Origin of the sequence: Evtepia gabavorous, from assembly GCF_003425665.1 — a bacterium.
GTDB classification, from domain to species: domain Bacteria; phylum Bacillota; class Clostridia; order Oscillospirales; family Oscillospiraceae; genus Evtepia; species Evtepia gabavorous.
The window spans coordinates 1-20,450 of the sequence record NZ_QQRQ01000002.1; the positions used below are offsets into that span (position 1 = coordinate 1).

Below are 20,450 nucleotides of genomic sequence, written 5' to 3' on the forward strand. Positions count from 1 at the left end.
CCGCCTGCCGCAGGTCTTCCGCGACGCTGAGCACGCCGATCTTGGAGAAGGTGATGAGAGCGTCCCCCGGCTGGACCTGGGTGTAGTCCACGGTGTGGTTCATGCAGACCAAGGGGGTCTTCCGGTGGTGGACCTCCACCTCATAACTGTCTCCACAGCTGGCGATGATGCGCAGGAGAAGGTCCTTGGCCTCCGGGGCGGCGCAGAGGTGGACCTCTGGCGCCAGGACCCCCAGAATGGCCCGGGTCCAGGCATAGCCCCGCTGCCGGTCGGCGATCATTTGACACTCGTCGATCACAGCCACCTCGTAGGGCTGTTTCAGGTCCAGCTTTTCTGCGGTGGCGGCCACGTGGGTGTCTCCCGCCCGGCGGTCCTCCTCCTCACCGGTGGTGAGGCTGCAGTCGATGCCGGCATCCAGCAAAACCTCCTGGGCTTCCAGGGCCAGCAGGCGCAGAGGGGCCAGATACACCCCGGTGCGGGCCTGCTTAAGGCGCTGAAACCCGGCGTAGGTTTTGCCGGTGTTGGTGCCGCCCAGGTGAAGAATGAAGTGGCGGTCCATGGCCCGGGCCTCAGGGTACTCGTCCTTGGGGTTCAGGGCCATGAGGACCTCTAAGCTGGTGCGGATGGCTTGGGGAACATAGCAGACGGAGTAGAGATAGCCCAAGGTTCGGGAGAGCAGCTGAGAGACGGGAAAGTCCTTCATCTGCAGCAGCGCCGGCAGATCGGCCTCCGGCTGGGCGGCGGTGAAGCTGACGATGACCTGTTCCGCGGCGGCCCGGAGAACCCCGGGATACTGGGCTTTGACCAACCCGGCCAGGGGAGCGTCTGGATGATCCCCCAGCCAGACACCCGCTTGGACGAAATGGGTGAGCACCCCGGGGAGCTGGGCCTCATCGCAGCGGGTTCCCAGGGAGAGAAATTGGTTGAGAAAGCCGGAAATCTGATTGGACCGCAGCCCCCGGCCCCGGGCGGCAGCGGGGAGGTGGGAGACAATGGCCTGGTGATAATATCCGGCCAGCACCCAAGGCCAGGTTTCCTCCCTGGGGGCGTCCTGCCAGGCCCGGCCCAAAAGGGCGGCTGCCGCTTGGGCCGCAGCCGCGGCGGCCTGCAGGTCGGCGCCCCGGGGCAGGGCCCCCCTGGATTTGGCCTGAAAGGCCGCGGTGGCCTCTGCGGCCCGGACATCGTCCCGGTGCCAATGGGGGACGGAGCGACCGTTGAAACGGCGGTATTGGGGACGGGGAAGAAGCTGTGCCATAAGTTCCTTGGTCCATCCCCGGCTTTTCAAAAGTCCTGGGGTCCAAAGCTTGCCTGATCTCCTGTTTGCCATCGCCGTCTCCCTCCTTGTTGGTTCTCTTATTGTAGCATGTTTTCCGCCTGGGGGCAATCGGGGCTCTGCCTTGACATTCTCCCCTGGACGGGCGTATCATAAAACCAGAAGCCTTGATTTTTTGAGATTTCATTGTTTTTATAAAAGAGGAGGTTCCATGGCAGAGCAGAAGCAGAAAAAGGCGGGGCTGACCATTTCCCTGGGGCGTCGGCCCAAAGTGTTGCTGCTGGGCAATGGGATGAACCGGGTCTATGGCGGCGCCTCCTGGGCGGGGCTGCTGGAAAAGATCAACCGGACGTCCTTTACCGCCGACCAGGTAAAGTCCATGCCCTTTCCCATGCAGGCGGTTTTGCTGAGCCGGGACCAGGTGGATGTTTCCCTCCAGGACCTGCAGCGGGAGCTGACCCAATGCGAGGTCCATCCCTGGCTGGGGGAGCAGCTGCGGCGTCTGCTGGCGATGCCCTTTGACTGCATCCTGACCCCTAACTTTACCTATGAGGTGGAGTGCGCGCTGGTCCCTGACTTTATGGATCATCCCCTGCGCTATCTCCGCCATACTGCGGCGGTTCCTCGGGCGGAGAAGGGGTTTATGCTCCACACCTATTATAATCTGCCCCGGCCCCAGGGGGATCTTCCCCTGTTTCATGTCCATGGGGAGGCCAGGGTGCCCAATACGGTGATTTTGGGCCATTACTACTATGGCAATCTCCTCTTCTGCTGTGATGAATACCTGACCCACCGGGCGCCGGAGCAGCGTTATCCCCTGTGGCCGGGGCATGGGTCTCTGCCGGCGCTGAGCTGGCTGGATTACTTTATTTTGGGAGATGTCTATTCCCTGGGATTTGGCTTTGATACCTCGGAGATGGACCTGTGGTGGCTGCTGTGCCGGAAGAAGCGGGAGCGGGCCCCCCACGGGGACCTGTGGTTTTTTGAGCCGGAGCGTCAGTCCGCTGAGACCAAACGCGCCCTGCTGGAGGCCTACCATGCCAAGTGCGTGTCCCTGGGATTCAGGGAGCCGGGGGCGGGGGACTATCGGGCCTTTTATGAAGCGGCAATCCAGGAGATTGGACGGAGGCTCACGGAGGAAGGAGGAGCCAGCCAGAGGGAGTAGGCGAACGGGACCGCCTGAGGAGGGGGAGATGGGAATGAGAAAAATCCACTATGGCTGGGTGATTTGTGTGACCTGCACCTTGCTCCTGTTTGTGACCATGGGGACAGTATCCAATGGATTCTCCATTTACCTGCCCTATATCATGGCGGAGCGGGGGCTGACCCATGCCCAGACCTCCTCCCTGGTGACCCTTCGCTGCCTGGTGGCCTTTGTGGCCATGCTCCTGATTGGAGGATACTATCGAAAGGTGTCCCTGCGGGTGGGGACCGGGCTTGCCGTGTGCTGTGCGGGGCTTGCCTTTTGGCTGTACAGCGCGGCGGAGACCTACCCGCTTTTTTGTGTGGGGGCGGCAGTGTCCGGGATCAGCTATGGTCTGGGCTCGATGATTCCTGTCTCCATCCTCATCAACCGTTGGTTTGACCAGCATCGGGCGCTGGCACTGAGCATCTGCGCTTCGGGCAGCGGGATTGCGACCATTGTTCTGCCGCCGGTCACCACCCATTTGGTGGAACGGTTTTCCATGTCTGCGGCCTTTCGCATGGGAGGGGCGGCCATTCTTGTTTGTGCAGGGGTGGTTCTGCTGGTCCTGCGGAATGACCCCAGGGAGAAGGGGTTGCGTCCCTGCGGGCAGACGGAGATACCACCAGAAGCGCCGGCAACGGCGGTGTCTCCCTCCCAGGGGGCGCTGGGGAGACGAACCTGGATCTTACTGGGCTGCGCCAGCTTATTTATGGGTGCGGTGGCCAATCCGGGCTTTTCCCATCTATCCGTGCTGTATACCACGGAGGGGTTTGCACCGGCCACGGTGGCGCTGATGATCAGCGGCACGGGGGTGATGATTACCGTGGGCAAGCTCCTCTATGGGGAGACCACAGACCGGATCGGCGGGCGGGGGTCCTGCCTGCTGTTTGGCGGGGTTCTGCTGGCTGGGCATCTGCTGTGCTGTTTGGCCTTTGTCCAGAGTACGGCACTCAGCGTGGTCAATGTCCTCTGCCTGGGACTGGGCTATCCCATCGCCACCATGGGTCCCTCTGTATGGTCCAATGATTTGGCCGCGCCGGAGCAATACCCCGTGGTGGTCCGGCGGCTCCAGGTGATCTATGCCGGCGGTGCCCTCCTCTTCGCCAGCCTCCCGGGTCTGTTGGCGGACCGGCTGGGCGGGTATATTCCGGCCTACCTGCTGTTTTCCGCCATCATTGCCCTCACTCTCCTCTGCATTGCTTTGGCCTATCGGTCGGGGGGAGGCGACCGGTGAGATAGAAAAAGAGAACGTCCTCCGTGCGGTTTTCCGCTCGGAGGACGTTTTTTTGATCTCAGGGGGCAGTTCCATCTTGGGGGGAGGTGCCGGCAGGCGGCTGTTTGGCTGGCCGGTCAAAGTCAGGCAGAAGGAAGGTGCCCACCAAAAAGGTGAGGGAATACAGCGCGGTGAACATCATGGCCACAGTCCAGCTGACGGTGTTGGCCAGGTGGACCACAATGGCATAGATAATCATCTGTAAAATGTACGCGCCGGTCCAGTAGAGGGTGAGGATCACGGCGACCTTTTGCGGGGTAGCGCCTGGCAGGCGGGCGGGCAGGGTGAACAGAGAGGGGGTGGAAATAAAGATCACAAAGCCCAGCAAAATGGCGCATACGGTGGCCAGAACGGCGGAATTGGTGAGAATCATGGCGAAAAAGAGAATGGACTGGGCAACCCCAGAGAAACGGAACAGCGTGATCTGCCGTTTGAGCTTTTTGGCCAGGACGATGCCCAGGATCGTGCCTGGAATCCCCGTCAAGGCGATCATCAGGGAGATAAACTGTGCGTCCACTGTGAAGTCGGGATGCAGGGGAAACAGATACAGCATGACGGTGTACATCACCAGACGGCCAGTCATGGTAAAGAGGAATTTATAGAGAAAGGGCTCTCGTAAGCCGTCCCGATAGCGGTAGACCGTGGAGGAGAGGGTCTCCTCTTTGGCCTTTTCCGCAATGGGATATCCCCGACCCACAAAGAGCCAGAGAACCAGAAAAACCACGCTGAAGATCCCGTAAAAGAGGATGACGCTGCGCCAGGACCCCAGCCACCCCCGGACGGCGGTGACGCTGAGCAGGGCGATGAGATTGCCGGTATTGGGGCCGGCGTTGTTCAGCCCGATGAAGATGGGCTGCTGTTTGGGCTCAAAGCAATAGACCACATAGGGGGTCATGCAGATCATCAGAATCGCGCCGCCGAATCCCAGCAGAAACCGCGTGAGAATGAAGGCGGGAAAAGAGGTGGAAAACGCCCCCACAACCACCGCGCAGATCAGCAGGCAGGACAGGGAGACCGTCCGCTTAGGGCCCAGCTTCAGAAGAATCCAGGCGGCGACAAAGTTTCCCAGAATTTTGGCCGCGGAGATGGCGTTGTTGACAGAGGAGGGAATGGTATACACGCCGAATTCCTGGGCCATGTCCGTTGTGACGATGGACCCAACCATCCAGGAGGCACTGAAGAAACAGTAGGCAAAAAACAAGAGCAATTCAATGGAGAGGGCCCGCTTGGGGCCAATGACCTTGGGTGGCAAGGGAGACGCCTCCTTTTTTGAGCCCCCAGTTTTGGGGGCATAATAAAGCTATTGTACCTTGAAAATGACCATTCGTCAAGGAAAACGGAGCCTCCTTTTGGGCAAAATGGAGAGAAAACCCCAAAAAGGGACGGCTTTGTCGGAAGGAAGAGAAAACGGTTGAAAAAGGAGCAGTCTGTCTTGCAGGGAATTTGGCGGTGGTGGAGCAGAGCCGCCTGAACCGGCAAGCACAAAAAATGGAAAAAAACCAGCAGTTCCCGGTGTTCGGGGACAGCTGGTTTTTGTTATTCTGGGAAGGGGAACGTGCGACGCCGGACAGAAAGGGAGGAGAGACGTGAGAGGAAAGCGATATGGGTACATCCGTGTTTCCAGTACAGACCAGAATGAGGACCGGCAGAAGCTGGCTATGGCGCAGGTGGCGGTACCGGAAAAGGATATTTATATGGACAAACAGTCTGGCAAGGACTTTGAGCGCCCGCAATACAAGCGGCTGGTGAAAAAACTGCGACCGGGCGATTTGCTCTACATTTTGAGCATCGACCGGCTGGGGCGCAACTATGAGGAAATCCAGACCCAGTGGCGGGTTTTAACCAAAGAGATCGGGGTGGACATCTGCGTGTTGGACATGCCCCTGCTGGATACCCGCAACGGCAAGGACCTCATGGGGACCTTCATCGCGGATCTCGTGCTCCAGATCCTGTCCTTTGTGGCACAGAATGAGCGGGAGAGTATCCGCAAACGCCAGGCCCAGGGGATTGCTGCGGCCAAGGCCCGGGGTGTCCATCTTGGCCGTCCCTCTTCCGCCCGGCCGGATAATTTTAGTAAGATTGTCCGGGCCTGGGAGGCCCAGAAAATTACCTTTGAAGAGGCTCTTCACCGCTCGGGCCTGGGGCAGTCCACCTTTTATCGCCGCCTTCGGGAATACCGGCTGGAGGTGGGAGAAGAAAGAAGGAAATAATGGAGAGAGAAAAAATCAGCTATCAAAAGGTACACCTTTTGATAGCTGATTTTCTTGCTCTCATTTTATCTTCAATAGATAAATAAAGCAAGGTTTTTTTCGGCGTTTATTGAAGAATTGACGAAAAACTGTGGCATTTGCAAAGAAAATAGAGGACTTTCAAAAGGTGTACCTTTTGAAAGTGGAAAGGAGCAAATGAAACAGACAGAGAGGAAACCCCATTCAGAAAGAAGGAGGAAGTAAGATTGAAGAGAAAACGATGGTTGGCAATGGCACTGGTGTTCTGCCTTTTGGGAACTACGGTTCCGCTGACGGCGCTGGCAGCAGGGGAAGACGGGGAGGTTCAGTATATCGTAAGTAACGATGGAACAACCTTGACCATCCAAGGCGATGGTGAGATTACCAGTCAGGCTTTGGATGCCAATGTGACAGCGGAACAGAAAAAGACACTCACTTCTGTGGAGATTGGCGCCGGCGTTACAGGGATTGCAGATGGTTACAGCTCGGTATTTCCCGCGGGTGTAACCAACGTTACCCTGAAGGGATCGGGGGCGTTCCGATTTGGCAAGTATTCTTTTAAGGGACAGAAAAATCTAACGGTGCAGTCAGAGCGTACATCCCTTGCCATTGGAAGCTATGCTTTTCACAATGCTGTACTAACCGAGTTTCCAATGGACCAACTGCATACCATTGGAAGCTATGGGTTTTCCAATGCGGTTTTGCCGTTGGAGGGGGAGACGCTGACGCTGCGGATAGAGGACCAGGTGGATGTGGAGGCACAGTACCCGGCCATTTCTGTGGGGAGCTGTGCGTTCAGCGGCGTAAAAAATAAAGAAGGAACCGCTTTTTCCAAGGCGAGCGTTACCATTGGGGGAACGGTTCAATTTGGCGATTATTCTTTCAATGCAAGCGATGTATTTGGAAGCAGTGCGGCCTTGGAGGAGCTCACCTTCCACCTGAAGGAGGGAGCCTATCTCATCTTTGGAGGAGGTGCCTTGGGAATCCCCGCTCTGCGCAGCGCTGTGTTTACCGGGACGGGACAGATTGATTTTCAGCATCCCAGCTATCGCTATGTGCAGGCAGCACCCTTTCGCAACGGGAAGCAAGTGGAAACCCTGGATTTCAGTGGATTTACCGGGGAGATCACATTTGCTAAAAATATGTTTCATGCCAGTGCAACTTCAAAACCAGGGCTAAAGCAGGTGATCTTGGGGGAAGGGTGCCAGGTAACGAAAATCCGGGAAAAGGCATTTGCCTACTGTACGCAGCTGGAGACCTTTGACTTTTCCAAGGTGACAGGAGAAATTGCAGGAGAGGCGTTTCGAGACACCGGGTTGAAAGGAGCATTGGACCTGAGCCGGGTGACCGCCATAGAGGTGGGTGCCTTCGAAAACGTCACAGGGGTGACGGATTGGAGTGCAATCTGTCAGGGGGCCGAGGCGGGTATCCTGAAAAAGCTGGAATACAGCAATGTATTTCTCAAGGACGACGCGGTATGGGACTTGGTGGAGCGAGCAATGGACGGTAAGTTCCGCCTCAACCAAGACGGCGGGTATCCGACGTTGCGGCCCACCGACAACGCATGGGAGGACAGTCACCTGGGTGAGAAGAACGGACTGGGCGCGGCCTCCACACAGCTGACCAAGGCGGCCAAATGGACCGACGAAGACAGGACGACAGCCCAAGTGGAGATTCAGGCGGCCTATGCGCCGGACCGGCAGAGAGATTTCGTGTTTGTCCTGGACACCAGCACCTCCATGGAGCAGGTCAACGGACAGGGCGCGGCCCTGAACAAGATGTATGAGATGCTCTCCAAAGTGGCGGATGTGACCGAAACGCTGCTGACCTCCCAGGAGGTGGACAGCCGGGTGGCGGTACTGTCTTTTGGCAGCGGGGTGAACGCAGCTTCCGCAGGCTTTTTTGAGGGGAGCAACGCGGCGCATGCCGGGGAAGTGATCCGAGGCCTAAGCTGTGAGGGGAGGACCAATTACACTGCAGGATTGGAAAAGGCGGTGGACTATCTCCGCATGGCCCAAAGCCTGGGGCGTTCGGTCTCGGTGGTCTTTCTTTCCGATGGGGAGGCCAATGAGGACACAGAGGGAATCCCCGTAGCGGCGCAGGCGATACAAGCCCTTGGGGTTTCGACCATTGGGGTGCTCTATAAAAGGGAACCGACAGAGCAGGAGAAGACCTATATGGACCAGGCCTGCACGGAATTTTATCTGGCTGAGGATACGGACGGGTTCAGTCGGGCGGTGAACCGTACCATCTATGATGCTTTCCGTACCTTTACGCTGACGGATGTGGTGGGAGAGGATTTTCAGACCATCCAGCAGGCGGCGATTCAAGTGACTGGCGGCACGGCGACGCTGGCAGAAGACGGACGCACCGTCACCTGGGACCTGTCGGGGACAGAGCCCTATGAGACCTATACGATGACCCTCCATCTGACCCTTGCCCCTGGACAGGATGGCACATATCCGGCGGGGACTTTTGCCACCAACCAGGGAGAGAGCGTCCTGAGGGAGCAGGGGACGGAGAAGGTACAAAATCAGGTGGCCTCGCCCCAGCTGCGCCGGGGAATCCAAGACGGTGGAGGCGGTGGAGGTGGCGGGGGAGAGACCCGGTATACCCTCCGCTATGATTCCCGGGGAGGAACTTCCTACCCGCCGGAACAGTACCCCGGCGGAACGAAGGTCCTGCTGGAAAAAGTACCGACACAGGAGGGGTATACCTTCACCGGCTGGTATGGGGAGGAAACATTGAGTAAGCGGCTTACAGAGGTGACAATGACTTCGGACCGGACGGTGTACGCCGGCTGGCAGGCCACATCGGTGCCGGATATGCTCAACGGAGCAGATCACTTTGCCTATGTGATCGGATACCCGGACGGTCAGGTGAAGCCGGGGGGCTCCATTACCCGGGCAGAGGTGGCCACCATTTTCTTCCGGCTGCTGAAGCAGGAAATTCGGGACGGAAACCTGACCCGGGTCAATGGGTTTACCGATGTACAGGACGGCAGCTGGTTTCAGCAGCCGGTGTCTACCATGTCGGCTCTGGGCATTCTCAAGGGGCGGACGGAGGAACGCTTCGCGCCCAATGCCCCCATTACCCGGGCGGAGTTTGCGGCCATCTGTGCCCGGTTTGACACTGGAGTGTCCGACGGATGCAGCGAGTTTACGGACCTTGCAGGGCACTGGGCCCGGGAGGAGATTGGAAAGGCGGCCAGTCTGGGATGGATTCAGGGGTATGAGGACGGAACATTTCGTCCGGACCAATCCATTACCCGGGCCGAGGCGATGACCATGATCAATCGGGTGCTGAACCGTCTTCCCGCCGCCAAGGAGGACTTGCTGCCCGGCATGCTTCAGTGGCCGGACAACCAGGACCCAGGGGCCTGGTACTATCTGGCGGTGCAGGAGGCCACCAATAGCCATACGTGGAAGGAGAAAGGGGAAATTTCTGAGCAGTGGACGGAACTGACTGAGGCGCCGGACTGGAGCCGTTACGAGACCTGACCTGTGCAGCCGCAGCGTAGGGCGCCGAGGGAAAGCAGGGAAACGGAGAGAATTTTTGCGCTTTTCGACAGGAACCCTGGGGAATCTGGGAAAAAGAAGGAGAATCCCCCTTTTCAGAAGAACTGGAATCCGCTAAAATAGAACGGGAAAAGCCAAAGAGAACCGGGAACCCTGGCGGCGTCCAGCATGGGCAGGGGGCCTGGGAGAAAAGGGGAGAGGACTGTGCCGAATTACCGCTTGACCCTCTGCTATGACGGGACCCGCTGGAAAGGGTGGCAGAAGCAGGGAAATACCGAACAGACCATTCAGGGAAAGCTGGAGGCTCTTCTGTCCCGCCTGCTGGATCAGCCGGTTGAGGTAGCCGGTTCCGGACGAACCGACGCGGGGACCCACGCAAAAATGCAGGTGGTCTCTTTCCGGGCCAAAACCCAAAAGACCACAGAAGAGATCTTGGCCGGCCTGCGCCGCTATCTGCCGGCGGACATTGGCGCTATCCGGCTGGAGCGGGCGGAGCCCCGGTTCCATGCCCGCCTGTCCTGCACTGGGAAAACCTATGTCTACCGGATATGGAACAGCGATCTGCCCAATGTCTTTGAGCGCAACTATTTGTATCACCTGCACGAACCTCTGGACCTGGCGGCTATGGTTCAGGCTGCGGAGGACCTCTGCGGCACCCACGACTACCGGGCCTTCTGCTCCCTGAAGAAATTCAAGAAGTCCACGGTGCGCCGGGTGGAGTCCATCACCATTCAAGCCTTGGGGCCGGAGCTTCGCTTTACCCTGAGTGGGGACGGCTTTCTTTACCACATGGTGCGAATCCTGGTGGGAACCCTGCTGGAGGTGGGCCGGGGACATCTGCGGCCCGAGGATATGGCGGACATTCTGGCCTCCCAGGACCGACGCCGGGCGGGGGAGACCGTACCGGCCTGCGGCCTGTGCCTGGAGGAGGTCCGCTATTAAGGACAGAAAAAAGCCCTTGCGCTGAAAGGCGCAAGGGCTTTTTTGAGTTCAGGAAAGGGGCTTGTCGTCCTTCATCATCGTCTCCGCCGCCACGCACAGCAGAATGATGACCGCGCCGAGAATCCCTGGGGTGGAGAGCTGCTCCCCCAGAAGAAGACGGGAGAACATGGCCGTCATCACAGGGCAGAAACACTGGAGCAGGGCCACGGTGCGGGAGGAGAGCACCCCCAGCGCCGCGTTTTGGAGCAGATAGCCGGCCACAGTGCAGAAGAGGGCCAGGTAGAGGATGCTCATCCAAACCGAGGGGGTGGCCGCGCCCAGGTGAATTCCCTGGTCAAAGGCCAGGGCGCACAGCAGGGCCATGAGGGCTGAGGCGGCGGTCTGGAGGGTGGTGAGGGTGACGGGGTCCACCCGGTCCAGGGCGTGCTCGCCAAAAATCAGGGCCCCGGCCAGCAGAAGGGCGGAGAGGAGGGAAAAGACTTCTCCCAGACCAAACCCGGACAGCCCGCCCAGGCCGCAGAGCAGGTAGAGCCCCACAAGGACCAGCAGCTGAACCGGAATGTGTTTTTTTCCAAACTTGCGGCGGTAGAAAGCCAGGGCCAAAAGTGGGGTCATCATCGTGGACAGGGAGCGCAGAAAGGCCACGGAGGTGGCGGCGGTGAGCTCCAGGGCGATGTTGTTGGCCACATAGGCGCCCCCCATGCAGAGGCTGGGAAGCAGCCAGTCCCGGGGGGAGCAGACCTTCAGTCCCCGCCAGATTCGCCGGCCGAACACCAGCAGCAGAAAGGCAAGGGCAATGCCGTAGCGGGCGGTCAGCAGGGAATAGACGGGGAGAACCTCATAGGCGGACTTGGAAATGGGGTCCCCCAGCCCATACAGTACACTTTGCAGAAAGATAAACAGGAAAGGGAGCCAGCGCAGGGAGGCACCCTTCCGCAGGGGGAGCCGGGTGACAGGGGTGGATTGGTCTGACATGGTGATTCGCCTCCATCCGGAAAAAGCTGGCGGCTGACAGCGGCCGTGCTTCCCGATTATACAATATGGGGCAGGGAAAGACAAGGCTTCCCATGGATACAGATTGTTCACAGGGTTTTTAAGTTCAGTTAAAGAAGCCCTGGTATTCTGAGGCTGCTCCGGGGGAAGGCCCGGGGAAAGGAAAAAGGAGGCGGTGGTATGCGGCTGCTGCTGGCGGAGGATGAGCGGTCCCTGGCCCGGGCCCTCACGGTGCTGCTGCGAAAAAACAACTATGAGGTGGACGCGGTTTACGACGGGGAGGAGGCGATGGCCTATCTGGGGTCCGGCAACTATGACGGGGCCATTCTGGACATCATGATGCCAAAGCGGGACGGGATCGATGTGCTGTGTCAGCTGCGCCGGCAGGGGAACCGGCTGCCGGTGCTCCTGCTCACCGCCAAGTCCGAAGTGGACGACAAAGTGCTGGGGCTGGACAGCGGCGCCAACGATTATTTGACCAAGCCCTTTGCCAGCCAGGAGCTGCTGGCACGCATCCGGGCCATGACCCGGGAACAGACGGTACAGGCCACCTCCCGGCTTCAGGTGGGAAACATCACCCTGGACCGGGCCACCTTTGAGCTCTCCTCTCCCACCGGCCGGCTTCGGCTGGCCAACAAGGAATTTCAGATGCTGGAGCTGCTGATGTGCAACCCCCGGAACCTCATCTCCACCGAGCGGTTTTTGGAGAAAATCTGGGGGTATGACAATGAGGCGGAGATCAACGTGGTCTGGGTCTACATCTCCTATCTGCGAAAAAAGCTCGCCGCGCTGCATGGGAACATTCAGATCAAGGCCCGGCGGAACGCGGGGTATTACCTGGAGGAGGCCATATGATCCGGAAACTCCGGACCAAGCTGGTGGCGGCGGCCATGCTCTCTCTGCTGGCGGTGCTGACGGTGATTTTAGGGGTGATTCTCCTGACCAACTATCGGGGAATTGTCTCTGACGCGGACCGCATCCTGGACCTGCTGGCGGACAACCAGGGCAAGTTTCCAGAGATCAAAGCGGACTTCGACTGGGAGGAACTGGGCCCCCGGCACCGGTCCGTAGAGCTGGGCTATGAGACCCGATATTTTTCCGTGCTCCTGGACCGGCAGGGAACAGTTTTGGCCACGGACACCGGAAAGATCGCCGCAGTGGATGAGGAGACTGCGGCCAGCTATGCCCAGGCCGTCTGGGCCCAGGACAGTCCACGGGGATTTTGGCAGGACTACCGGTATTTGGAGGCGCGGGAGGGGGAGAACACGCGGGTGATTTTCCTGGACTACGGCGCCCACCTGTTTACCTTTCACAGCACGTTGGTGACCAGCCTTTGGGTGGCGGCGTCGGGGCTGCTGGCGGTGCTTCTGCTGCTTCTGCTGCTGTCCCGGCGGATCATTAAGCCGGTGATCGAGGGACATGAAAAGCAAAAACGCTTCATCACGGACGCCGGCCATGAGATCAAAACCCCCATTGCCATCATCCAGGCGGACACGGAGGTCCTGGCCCTGGAGACGGGGGAGGAGAATGAGTGGATCGTGGACATTCAAACCCAAATTAAGCGTTTATCCACCCTTACCAATGATCTAATCTACCTGTCCCGCATGGAGGAGGAGCAGGGACGGCAGCAGTTTCTGCCGCTGCCCTTCTCCGAACTGGTGGCCGAGGCCGCCCAAGCGTTCCAGGCGGTGGCCAAGCGCCAGAACAAGACGCTGTCCGTGGATGTTCAGCCTATGCTCACCCTGGTGGGCGAGGAGAAAAGCCTGGTGCAGCTGGTGTCCATCCTTCTGGACAACGCGCTGAAATATTCGCCGGAGGGCGGGCAGATCGCCCTGCGTCTGTCCCGACAGGGCAAACACCTGCGCCTGTCGGTGGAGAACACGGCGGAAGTGCTGAGCAAGGAACTGCTGGAGAATATGTTTGACCGGTTTTACCGGGGGGATGCCTCTCGAAACTCCGGCCAGGGGGGATATGGCATAGGGCTGTCCATTGCAAAGGCGGTGGTCCAAGCCCACCGGGGGAAGCTCTCCGCCGCGGCCAAAGGGACGGACCGCCTGGTGATTACGGCGCTGTTTCCCAGCGCGTGAAGTCCATGACAAGTCCGGTGAGGGGCAAAAAGAGGCGCGGTTCCCGGACTTGGTGGGCCGGAACCGCGTCTTTTTGAGGGAGCACATCTCCCTGTGGGAAGAAGGAGGGATCGCAAATGACAGCGAACGAGTTTTACGGCCCGGAGCTGGCGCAGATGCGTCTGGCCGAGCGTCAGGTTCTGGAGGCGGTGGAGGAACTGCAGCGGGTATGGAAGGCCCAGGGGCGGCAGTCTCCCGTGCTTTATACCAGTTCCCGGATCAAATCCCCGGAGAGCATGTGCCGCAAGCTGGCCCAGCGGGGACAGCCACAGACCCGGCAGGCGGCGCTGACCCGGGTCCGGGACGCGGTGGGGGTCCGGGTGATCTGCGGGTTTCAGGACGATGTGTATCAGGTTGCCCGGTGGCTGGAGGACCAGGCGGCGTTTTCCGTGCTGGAGACCAAGGACTACATCTCCTACCCCAAGGAGAATGGCTATCGAAGCTACCACCTCATTTTGGGCCTCCGGGCGGGGCCGGGGCGGGGGATGACGGTGGAGGTGCAGCTGCGGACCATCGCCATTGATTTTTGGGCCAGTCTGGAGCACCAGCTCAAGTACAAACGGCAGGTCCCTCATGCCCGCCTGGTCCGGGAGGAGCTTCGGCGCTGTGCCGATGAGATCGCCTCTGTGGACCTGTCTATGGAGACCATTCGGGAGCTGCTGGCCGGTAGTTTCTGACCGGTTACGCCTCAGGGGCGGAGGTCCGGGGATGGGTTCGGCGCCAGAGAATGCCCGCCACCACGCAGAGCAGCCCCAGGAGCAGAAAGCCCAAGATGATCAGGAACATCACGTTGGCGCTCATGGCGGCGGCCCAGTTGTGAAAGTCAATGGGGAGGATCAGCTGATAGGGGGTACTGGTGAAATAGCCCATGTGCAGATAGATCTGATCCAGAACAAAGGGCGCCAGCCAGATCCACAGGCCGGTCCACGCCAGCCCCACCCCGGCCCGGAACCACCGGCCCAGGGGGAGGTAGCGCAGGGCGCCCAGCCAGCCCCAGGGAAGGGCCAGACACAGCAGGGCAATGGGCAGCATGGGCAGGGGAAAGTCCCCGGTGCGTCCCTCCCAGGCCAGGCCCGCCAGCAGGAGAATGGACTCAAAGGACAGATAGACCACCGCCTTGTGCCGGGACCAGTTCCAGGGCAGGGGGAGCTGCCGGAGCAGGAGGGGGAGCAGGGCAATGCCCAGTCCAAACACCGTCCAGAGCGCGGCGCTGAGGAACCACGTGCCCCCGGTGTACAGACAGGCCACCCCGAACAGGGCGAGAAGCAGCAGAAGCTCGATGCCCACGTAGAGGGAGACCTTCCGGTGGGCCAACTCCTCCGGCAGGGGCAGGGCGCGCAGGGCGAAGGGGAGGAAGACCAGGCCCATACCAAACAGCACGCTCACCCCGGCGATGAGGAACCAGTCCCCGCCGGTATAGAGACAGCAGACCAGCAGCAACAGCAGCAGGCAGCCGGTGAAGCCCCCCAGGCTGGCCAGTCCCCGCCGTCCCTCTGGAACGAAGGTGGGCAGCAAGGTAAGGGAGGCCACCATGAGTTCTGAGGCCAGGACGATCCAGAACCAGGTGAGGGCATGCTGGCTGAGCAGGTTGCCCAGCAGACAGCCCAGGGTGATCAGGCCATACAGGATATATTGTCCCAGCCGGTAGTTTCGGGTCAGCTGCAAATATTTTTTGGCCAGCTGTTCCGCCCGCCTGCCCTCGGTGTCTTCGCTGGAGGACAGCAGCTCTTTCTCACTGCATTGCAGGACCTGACAGATGCTCTGGAGCAGGGTGATGTCAGGGTAGGCCAGCCCCCGCTCCCATTTGCTGACCGCGGAGTCGGTGACAAAGAGACGCTGGGCGAATTCCTTCTGGGTCATGCCCAGCTCTTTGCGCCGCTGGCAGATGAAGGTGCCAAATGATTTCTTGTTTTCCATCCGTTCACACACTCCTTTGGTTGGATGTGCCTTGCAAGACGGAAGCATCATAGCAAACCATGGGGGAGAAAGTCAATGCAAAGCCCCCGTTTTTCCACTCGACCATCAGGAAAGTGCAGCAATGCCAAGGGTTTTCAGAGAGTTCTTCCCGCATGCACCCTGCTGAAAAAACGGCTATGAGCCCCCTGTTTTCAGGGGGCTCGTTTTCTTTGGGACGCGGGCGGGTCCCCGGTGGGCGAGGCAGAATAGGGAGTTACGGGGATACGGCCCGGCGGAACAGGGTCCAGGTGGAGAGCGCGTAAGCCAGCAGGAGAAGCAGAAGAATGCCAGCCAGGGCGGACACTTGAGACAGGAGCGCATCAAAGCCCAGGTAGGCGTTAATCTCTGTGGCAATCGACCAAAAGAAAAAGGCGGATATGGCCCCAGAGATCAGAACGGCCAGACCCACAGGCAACCCAAACCACAGAGCCAGCTGTTTGGAAATGAGATGGTGGATGGAGCGGTCCTCCACGCCCAGCTTGCGCAGCACACCGAACCGGTAGCGGTACTGGTTGGCGTCCCACAGCTGCTGGAGGGAGAGAATGGTAAAGCAGATGACCATGAGCACCACGGCTCCGTAGACCATCACGGCGTGGAATAAGAAAATCTGTGATTTGGTGTCACTGATCTGCTGGGTTCGGGTATCCAGGCTGTACTCGGGACCGTCCTGCAGGGACTGTTCCGGGTAATGGGTGGAGAAGGCGTCCTGCAGAGCAGCGGCGTCTGCATAGGGAATGGGGTGGGCCGTGGCAAGATACCGCTTGGTCATAACGGGAAGGAGCTGATGGCAGACCTGGTCGGGCAGGACATAGGTTACATGGGTGTAAAGATTATAGAAAGTTTCCCCCATGGACTCTGTGTGGAGAGCATCCTGGGCCAGGGAGAGGGTGCCGGCATCGGTGGACAGGGTGGGATGGTTGCGGAGAAAGGCCGCCTGGTCTTCCGGGGTGGAGATGGCGTCCCACTGGGTGCTGAACTCCCTCGCCCCCAAGGAGATGGGGGGATACCCCAGCATCTGCCGGATGGCGTTGTAATCGGACAGTGCCACAGCCACAACGGGGAAGTCATACTTGTTTCGGTTGTGGAACTGGGATGCCTCCGGCAGGTAAAGGGAAAAGACACGGTCTTGGGTGATCTGGATGCCCCGCGCCTCTAAAAACGTGGGGACAAAGTCATACGTGTCTTGAGGCAGGTCTTCCTGACGGAGGACATTGTTGTAATAACTGTTGATCTGCACGTCATAGATGGCCCGCTCCTCCAGATAGCCCTCTGCCCAGCCGCTCAGGGCGGGGGAGAGGGCAAACAGGACGGTGGACAGTACCAGGGTCAGGCTGATCAGAGTCATGGATTTGCTGGCAGAGCGAAGCTTGGAGAGAACCTGGCCGTAGAAAAAGAGGTTTTCCCCGGTGTACTTATGGGCGGGGGACCTGTCCTTCCAGGCGGACAGCAGGCGGCTGGACAGATACATCACCGTACAGAGGAAGAAAGACAGGTAGACAAGAAAAAAGAGCAGGTAGGAGCGCAGGCTCTCCTGAGAAATGGGCAGGGAGTAGGTCCGGTCCATCCACGGGGCCAGGGCGATGAAGAAAAGGCTGATGAGGGACTGGACCAGGAGAAAGGCCAACAGAGGGAGAAAGCGCCGCCGCTTAAAACACCATAGTCCGCTCCCTGCCAAACCCGCCAGGGGAAGTACGGCATTGGACACATAGAAGATACGGGCCAGTAGAGGCAGGCGGGAATCATAGTAAAGGGAGGCATACCAGAGATTCATCGCCGCGATTCCTGCCAGCGCGGCCAGGTAGAGAATGGTCACCACAGGCATCCAGCGGCTCTTTTTCAGACTGTCCTCATTTTTGCGCCGGGCCTGGAGCATGTCGATGACATGGAGCTTTTGAATGGACCGGACGTTAAACAGACCCACCACGAAAAAGCTCAGGGAGAAAAAAAGCAGAGTGAGGGCGGCGGTATCCGGGAAAAGGGCCCAGGAGAGCTGAAAAGACTGGCCATAGCTGGACAGGAGCATAGCGGTGATGAACTGGGAGAGGAGGCTGCCCAACGGGATTCCCAGCCCCAGGGAGAGCAGTCCCATGAGGAACGTCTCGCCAAAGAACAGCCAGGCGGTGGTTCGCTGTTCCATGCCCAGAATGGTTTGCATGGCGAATTCCTGCTGTTTTTGTCGGATCATATACCGGTTGACATACCGGATGAGAAAGAGCAGGAGCAGTGTGACCCCACAGATGGCCAGCTTCATCCACTCACTGAGAAAGGAGAGATCAAATTCCGCCCCCAGAGCAGGGTGGTAATAACGGCTGGAGATGGAGAGAAAGGCATAGAACAGCCCCACGCACAGGGTCAGGGTTACCAAATAGATCAGGTAATCCTGGACGGATCGCCGGGCGCTGCGGAGGATCAGTTTACCGTACATCCACTGTGCCCCCTCCCATCATGGTGAGCACATCCAGAATTTTTTCAAAGAACTGTTTTCGGCTGTCGTTCCCCCGGCGAAGCTCGGAGAAGACGGCGCCGTCCCGGAGAAATAGAATGCGCTCTGTGTAGCTGGCGGTGAAGGCATCGTGGGTGACCATGACAATGGTGGCGCCCATCTGCTGGTTCATGCTCTCCAGGGTGCCCAGCAGCATCTGGCTGGCGTGGCTGTCCAGAGCCCCGGTGGGCTCATCAGCCAAGATGAGCTTGGGGTGGTTTATCATGGCCCGGGCGCAGGCGCACCGCTGCTTCTGGCCGCCGGAGATCTGATAGGGGAACTTGGACAGGATGTCCCCGATGTTCAGGGCGTCCGCCATCTGCTGGACCTGCCCATCAATCTGGCCGGGCGGGACCTTGTTGATGGTGAGGGCCAGGGCGATGTTTTCCCCCACGGTAAGGGTGTCCAGGAGGTTGAAGTCCTGAAAGATAAACCCTAAGTTTTCCCGGCGGAACCGGGCCAGCTCCTTGGGTTTGAGCTGGGTGATGTCCCGGCCCTCCAGCAGAATGGAGCCGGCGCTGACGGTGTCGATGGTGGAGATGCAGTTGAGCAGCGTGGTCTTGCCAGAGCCGGAGGCCCCCATGATCCCCAAAAATTCCCCGGAGGAGACGGAGAAGCTGATGTCGTCGATGGCGCGGGTCACCCCGCCGCCGTTGCCATAGATTTTCTGGATATGCTCCAGACGCAGCAGTTCGTTCATGTGAATCACCTCCCCTGTAGTCTAAGAGATGCCGGAGGGAATTTGTAGCTTCTTTTCTTACAAAGTTCTAACAAAATTGTAAGAATTACAGCGGACCCTGCACCCCGTGGATGAAGTCGTTGATCCGAAAGGTCAGGGAAAGGGTGGTTCCCGCTGGGGAGGATTGGGCCTGGAGGCCGATGTCCAGCTTGTCGCACAGGCGTTTGCAGAGGTAGAGCCCCAGCCCGGTGGCGTTTGGGGCGGACCGGCGGCCATTTTGACCGGTAAAGCCTTTGTCAAAAATGCGAGGCAGGTCCCTGGCATCAATGCCGATGCCGTTGTCTTGCAGAGAGAGGGTCAGTGTATCCTGGTTCCGGACGGCGCGGAAGGTGAGGACCGGAGGGTCCCGCCGGTATTTTACCGCGTTGCTGATGAGCTGATTGAGGATGAAGCAAAGCCATTTTTCATCGGAAAATATGGTGTCCTCCGTCTCATGCACCTGAAGGGTGACCCCGTTTTGCAGCAGGAGATACTTGTTTTGCCCTATGGACTGGTGGACTGCGTCAAAGAGCCGGAGTTCCCGGATGAAATAGTCCTTTTCCGTGTGTTCGCTGCGGGCGTAGTAGAGGGCTTGCTCGGTGTAGCGATCAATGGCCTCCAGGGCGGACAGCAGTGCCGGGGAAGCGGGGCTGGGGTGGTTTTCGCAGAGGAGCTTGCTGGCGGCGATGGGGGTTTTGACCTCGTGAATCCACTGCTCGATGTACTCCCGGTATTCCCCGCGCTCCCGCTGGATGGCGCTGATCTGCTCCAGCATGGACCGGCCGGCGCGCTTGAGAATTTGATAATAGACCTGATCGTCCGCCCGGGTGGGCGCCTGCATGATTTCACCGATGAGATAGGTCTCCCGGAGGCTTTCCGACAGGGACAGCAGGGCATCCAGCTGGTGCTTGCGCAGCAGATAAGACCGGACCATCCAGCCCCCCGCCACCCCGGCCCAGGTCAGCAGGATCAGCAGAATGCTGTCCCGGTTGTTCCCGTTTAGGGCGAGAAAGCAGGCCAGGGCGGCCATGGACAGCAGATGGACCAGGAGCAGGGGGAACTGCTGTTTCCAGAACAGACGGGCGCTCATAAGGTGTATCCCTGCCGGTGTTTGGTTTTGATGAAATTTTCTAAGCCCAGGGTAGAAAGCTTTTCCCGGATTCGGCCGATGTTGACGCTCAGCGCGTTGTCGTCCACATAGAGCTGGTTGTCCCAGAGATAGGAGACCAGATCCCCCCGGGCGCAGATGGTCCCGGCGTGTTTGAACAGATAGTAAAGGATTTTCAGCTCGTTTTTGGTCAGGTCCGCCGCCTGCCCCTGATAGAGAAGCTGGCTGCGTTCCAAGTGGAGTTCCGCCCCGCCATAGGTGAGCACTTGACCGGGTTGGTCGGGATAGGCCCGACGCAGCAGAGCGGCTATTTTGGCCAGGAGAATGGCGGTGTGGTAGGGCTTGGTGATAAAGGCGTCGCCGCCCAGCAGAATGCTGCTGAGCTCATCCATGTCCGTGTTACAGCTGGTGACAAAGATGATGGGAACCGTGGAGAAAGCGCGGATCTGGGAGCACAGGGAGAACCCGCTTTGGCCGGGGAGCTTGATATCCAGAAGGATCAAGTGGGGCTGAACGGTGTTTACCTGAGAGAGTGTAGTGGAGAAATCCACCACGGCGGCGGCCTCATATCCCTCGGCCTGGAGAAGGGTGACCAGCTCCCGTTGGATGGTGGGATCGTCCTCAACGACAAGAATTTTGTATGGCAT

15 protein-coding genes and 1 pseudogene are annotated in these 20,450 nt (G+C 59.2%); 8 read left to right on the forward strand and 8 right to left on the reverse strand.

The window, feature by feature from the left end:
- Positions 1–1,327 (reverse strand): annotated as a pseudogene (locus DV520_RS01610) (DEAD/DEAH box helicase family protein); the annotation flags it as partial.
- 157 nt (positions 1,328–1,484) lie between these two features.
- Between DV520_RS01610 and DV520_RS12215 the strand changes: the two are divergent.
- Both DV520_RS12215 and DV520_RS01620 read left to right on the forward strand, forming a co-directional pair.
- The gene (locus DV520_RS12215) at positions 1,485–2,438 is read left to right on the forward strand and encodes a hypothetical protein (RefSeq protein WP_021919880.1); all 954 of its coding nucleotides are present in this window, start codon (positions 1,485–1,487) and stop codon (positions 2,436–2,438) included.
- 28 nt (positions 2,439–2,466) lie between these two features.
- A complete protein-coding gene (locus DV520_RS01620; RefSeq protein WP_165850012.1) occupies positions 2,467–3,693 on the forward strand; it encodes an MFS transporter in 1,227 nt (408 codons plus the stop codon).
- Between the two features lie 58 nt (positions 3,694–3,751).
- Here DV520_RS01620 and DV520_RS01625 read toward each other — a convergent pair whose 3' ends face one another.
- Positions 3,752–4,984, reverse strand: a complete 1,233-nt coding sequence (locus DV520_RS01625) for an MFS transporter (RefSeq protein WP_117141583.1) — start codon at positions 4,982–4,984, stop codon at positions 3,752–3,754.
- 334 nt (positions 4,985–5,318) lie between these two features.
- Here DV520_RS01625 and DV520_RS01630 point away from each other — a divergent pair, with 334 nt between their 5' ends.
- The 3 genes from DV520_RS01630 (at position 5,319) to truA (ending at position 10,420) form a co-directional block, all read left to right on the forward strand.
- Positions 5,319–5,942, forward strand: coding sequence for a recombinase family protein (locus tag DV520_RS01630; RefSeq protein WP_117141584.1), 624 nt, complete (start codon positions 5,319–5,321; stop codon positions 5,940–5,942).
- A 245-nt stretch (positions 5,943–6,187) separates the two neighbouring features.
- Positions 6,188–9,460 (forward strand): S-layer homology domain-containing protein, encoded by a 3,273-nt coding sequence (locus tag DV520_RS01635; RefSeq protein ID WP_133308818.1) that lies wholly within the window; start codon positions 6,188–6,190, stop codon positions 9,458–9,460.
- Between the two features lie 222 nt (positions 9,461–9,682).
- Entirely contained in the window at positions 9,683–10,420 is a 738-nt protein-coding gene (gene truA, locus DV520_RS01640; protein ID WP_021919885.1) for a tRNA pseudouridine(38-40) synthase TruA, read from the forward strand.
- A 48-nt stretch (positions 10,421–10,468) separates the two neighbouring features.
- Here the strand turns inward: truA and DV520_RS01645 are convergent, their stop codons facing one another.
- The gene (locus tag DV520_RS01645) at positions 10,469–11,395 is read right to left on the reverse strand and encodes a DMT family transporter (RefSeq protein ID WP_117141587.1); all 927 of its coding nucleotides are present in this window, start codon (positions 11,393–11,395) and stop codon (positions 10,469–10,471) included.
- Between the two features lie 198 nt (positions 11,396–11,593).
- Here DV520_RS01645 and DV520_RS01650 point away from each other — a divergent pair, with 198 nt between their 5' ends.
- From DV520_RS01650 to DV520_RS01660, 3 genes are all read left to right on the forward strand, one after another.
- Positions 11,594–12,268: a response regulator transcription factor gene (locus DV520_RS01650; protein ID WP_117141588.1), complete on the forward strand. Its 675-nt coding sequence runs from the start codon at positions 11,594–11,596 to the stop codon at positions 12,266–12,268.
- Positions 12,265–13,500, forward strand: coding sequence for a sensor histidine kinase (locus DV520_RS01655; protein WP_021919888.1), 1,236 nt, complete (start codon positions 12,265–12,267; stop codon positions 13,498–13,500). The genes DV520_RS01650 and DV520_RS01655 overlap by 4 nt, the downstream gene beginning before the upstream one ends.
- Before the next feature lie 116 nt (positions 13,501–13,616).
- Positions 13,617–14,216 (forward strand): GTP pyrophosphokinase, encoded by a 600-nt coding sequence (locus tag DV520_RS01660; RefSeq protein WP_021919889.1) that lies wholly within the window; start codon positions 13,617–13,619, stop codon positions 14,214–14,216.
- 4 nt (positions 14,217–14,220) lie between these two features.
- Here the strand turns inward: DV520_RS01660 and DV520_RS01665 are convergent, their stop codons facing one another.
- The 5 genes from DV520_RS01665 to DV520_RS01685 form a co-directional block, all read right to left on the reverse strand.
- On the reverse strand, positions 14,221–15,456 hold the full coding sequence (locus tag DV520_RS01665; RefSeq protein ID WP_021919890.1) for a helix-turn-helix domain-containing protein: 1,236 nt from the start codon (positions 15,454–15,456) through the stop codon (positions 14,221–14,223).
- Positions 15,457–15,709: 253 nt separating this feature from the next.
- Positions 15,710–17,920, reverse strand: coding sequence for an FtsX-like permease family protein (locus DV520_RS01670; protein WP_117141589.1), 2,211 nt, complete (start codon positions 17,918–17,920; stop codon positions 15,710–15,712).
- Complete coding sequence (locus tag DV520_RS01675) at positions 17,910–18,677, reverse strand: ABC transporter ATP-binding protein (RefSeq protein WP_021919892.1); 768 nt, start codon at positions 18,675–18,677, stop codon at positions 17,910–17,912. The genes DV520_RS01670 and DV520_RS01675 overlap by 11 nt, the downstream gene beginning before the upstream one ends.
- Before the next feature lie 85 nt (positions 18,678–18,762).
- Positions 18,763–19,785 (reverse strand): sensor histidine kinase, encoded by a 1,023-nt coding sequence (locus DV520_RS01680; RefSeq protein ID WP_117141590.1) that lies wholly within the window; start codon positions 19,783–19,785, stop codon positions 18,763–18,765.
- The gene (locus tag DV520_RS01685) at positions 19,782–20,450 is read right to left on the reverse strand and encodes a response regulator transcription factor (protein WP_117141591.1); all 669 of its coding nucleotides are present in this window, start codon (positions 20,448–20,450) and stop codon (positions 19,782–19,784) included. Before DV520_RS01685 ends, DV520_RS01680 begins: the two co-directional genes overlap by 4 nt.

Excerpts from the sequence above, each read along its gene's own strand:
- DV520_RS01675 (WP_021919892.1), bottom strand. The coding sequence starts at position 18,677 with ATGAACGAACTGCTGCGTCTGGAGCATATCCAGAAAATCTATGGCAAC.
- DV520_RS01660 (WP_021919889.1), top strand. The coding sequence starts at position 13,617 with ATGACAGCGAACGAGTTTTACGGCCCGGAGCTGGCGCAGATGCGTCTG.
- DV520_RS01685 (WP_117141591.1), bottom strand. The coding sequence starts at position 20,450 with ATGCCATACAAAATTCTTGTCGTTGAGGACGATCCCACCATCCAACGG.
- DV520_RS01680 (WP_117141590.1), bottom strand. The coding sequence starts at position 19,785 with ATGAGCGCCCGTCTGTTCTGGAAACAGCAGTTCCCCCTGCTCCTGGTC.
- DV520_RS01670 (WP_117141589.1), bottom strand. The coding sequence starts at position 17,920 with ATGTACGGTAAACTGATCCTCCGCAGCGCCCGGCGATCCGTCCAGGAT.
- DV520_RS01650 (WP_117141588.1), top strand. The coding sequence starts at position 11,594 with ATGCGGCTGCTGCTGGCGGAGGATGAGCGGTCCCTGGCCCGGGCCCTC.
- DV520_RS12215 (WP_021919880.1), top strand. The coding sequence starts at position 1,485 with ATGGCAGAGCAGAAGCAGAAAAAGGCGGGGCTGACCATTTCCCTGGGG.
- DV520_RS01645 (WP_117141587.1), bottom strand. The coding sequence starts at position 11,395 with ATGTCAGACCAATCCACCCCTGTCACCCGGCTCCCCCTGCGGAAGGGT.
- DV520_RS01665 (WP_021919890.1), bottom strand. The coding sequence starts at position 15,456 with ATGGAAAACAAGAAATCATTTGGCACCTTCATCTGCCAGCGGCGCAAA.
- DV520_RS01655 (WP_021919888.1), top strand. The coding sequence starts at position 12,265 with ATGATCCGGAAACTCCGGACCAAGCTGGTGGCGGCGGCCATGCTCTCT.
- DV520_RS01620 (WP_165850012.1), top strand. The coding sequence starts at position 2,467 with ATGGGAATGAGAAAAATCCACTATGGCTGGGTGATTTGTGTGACCTGC.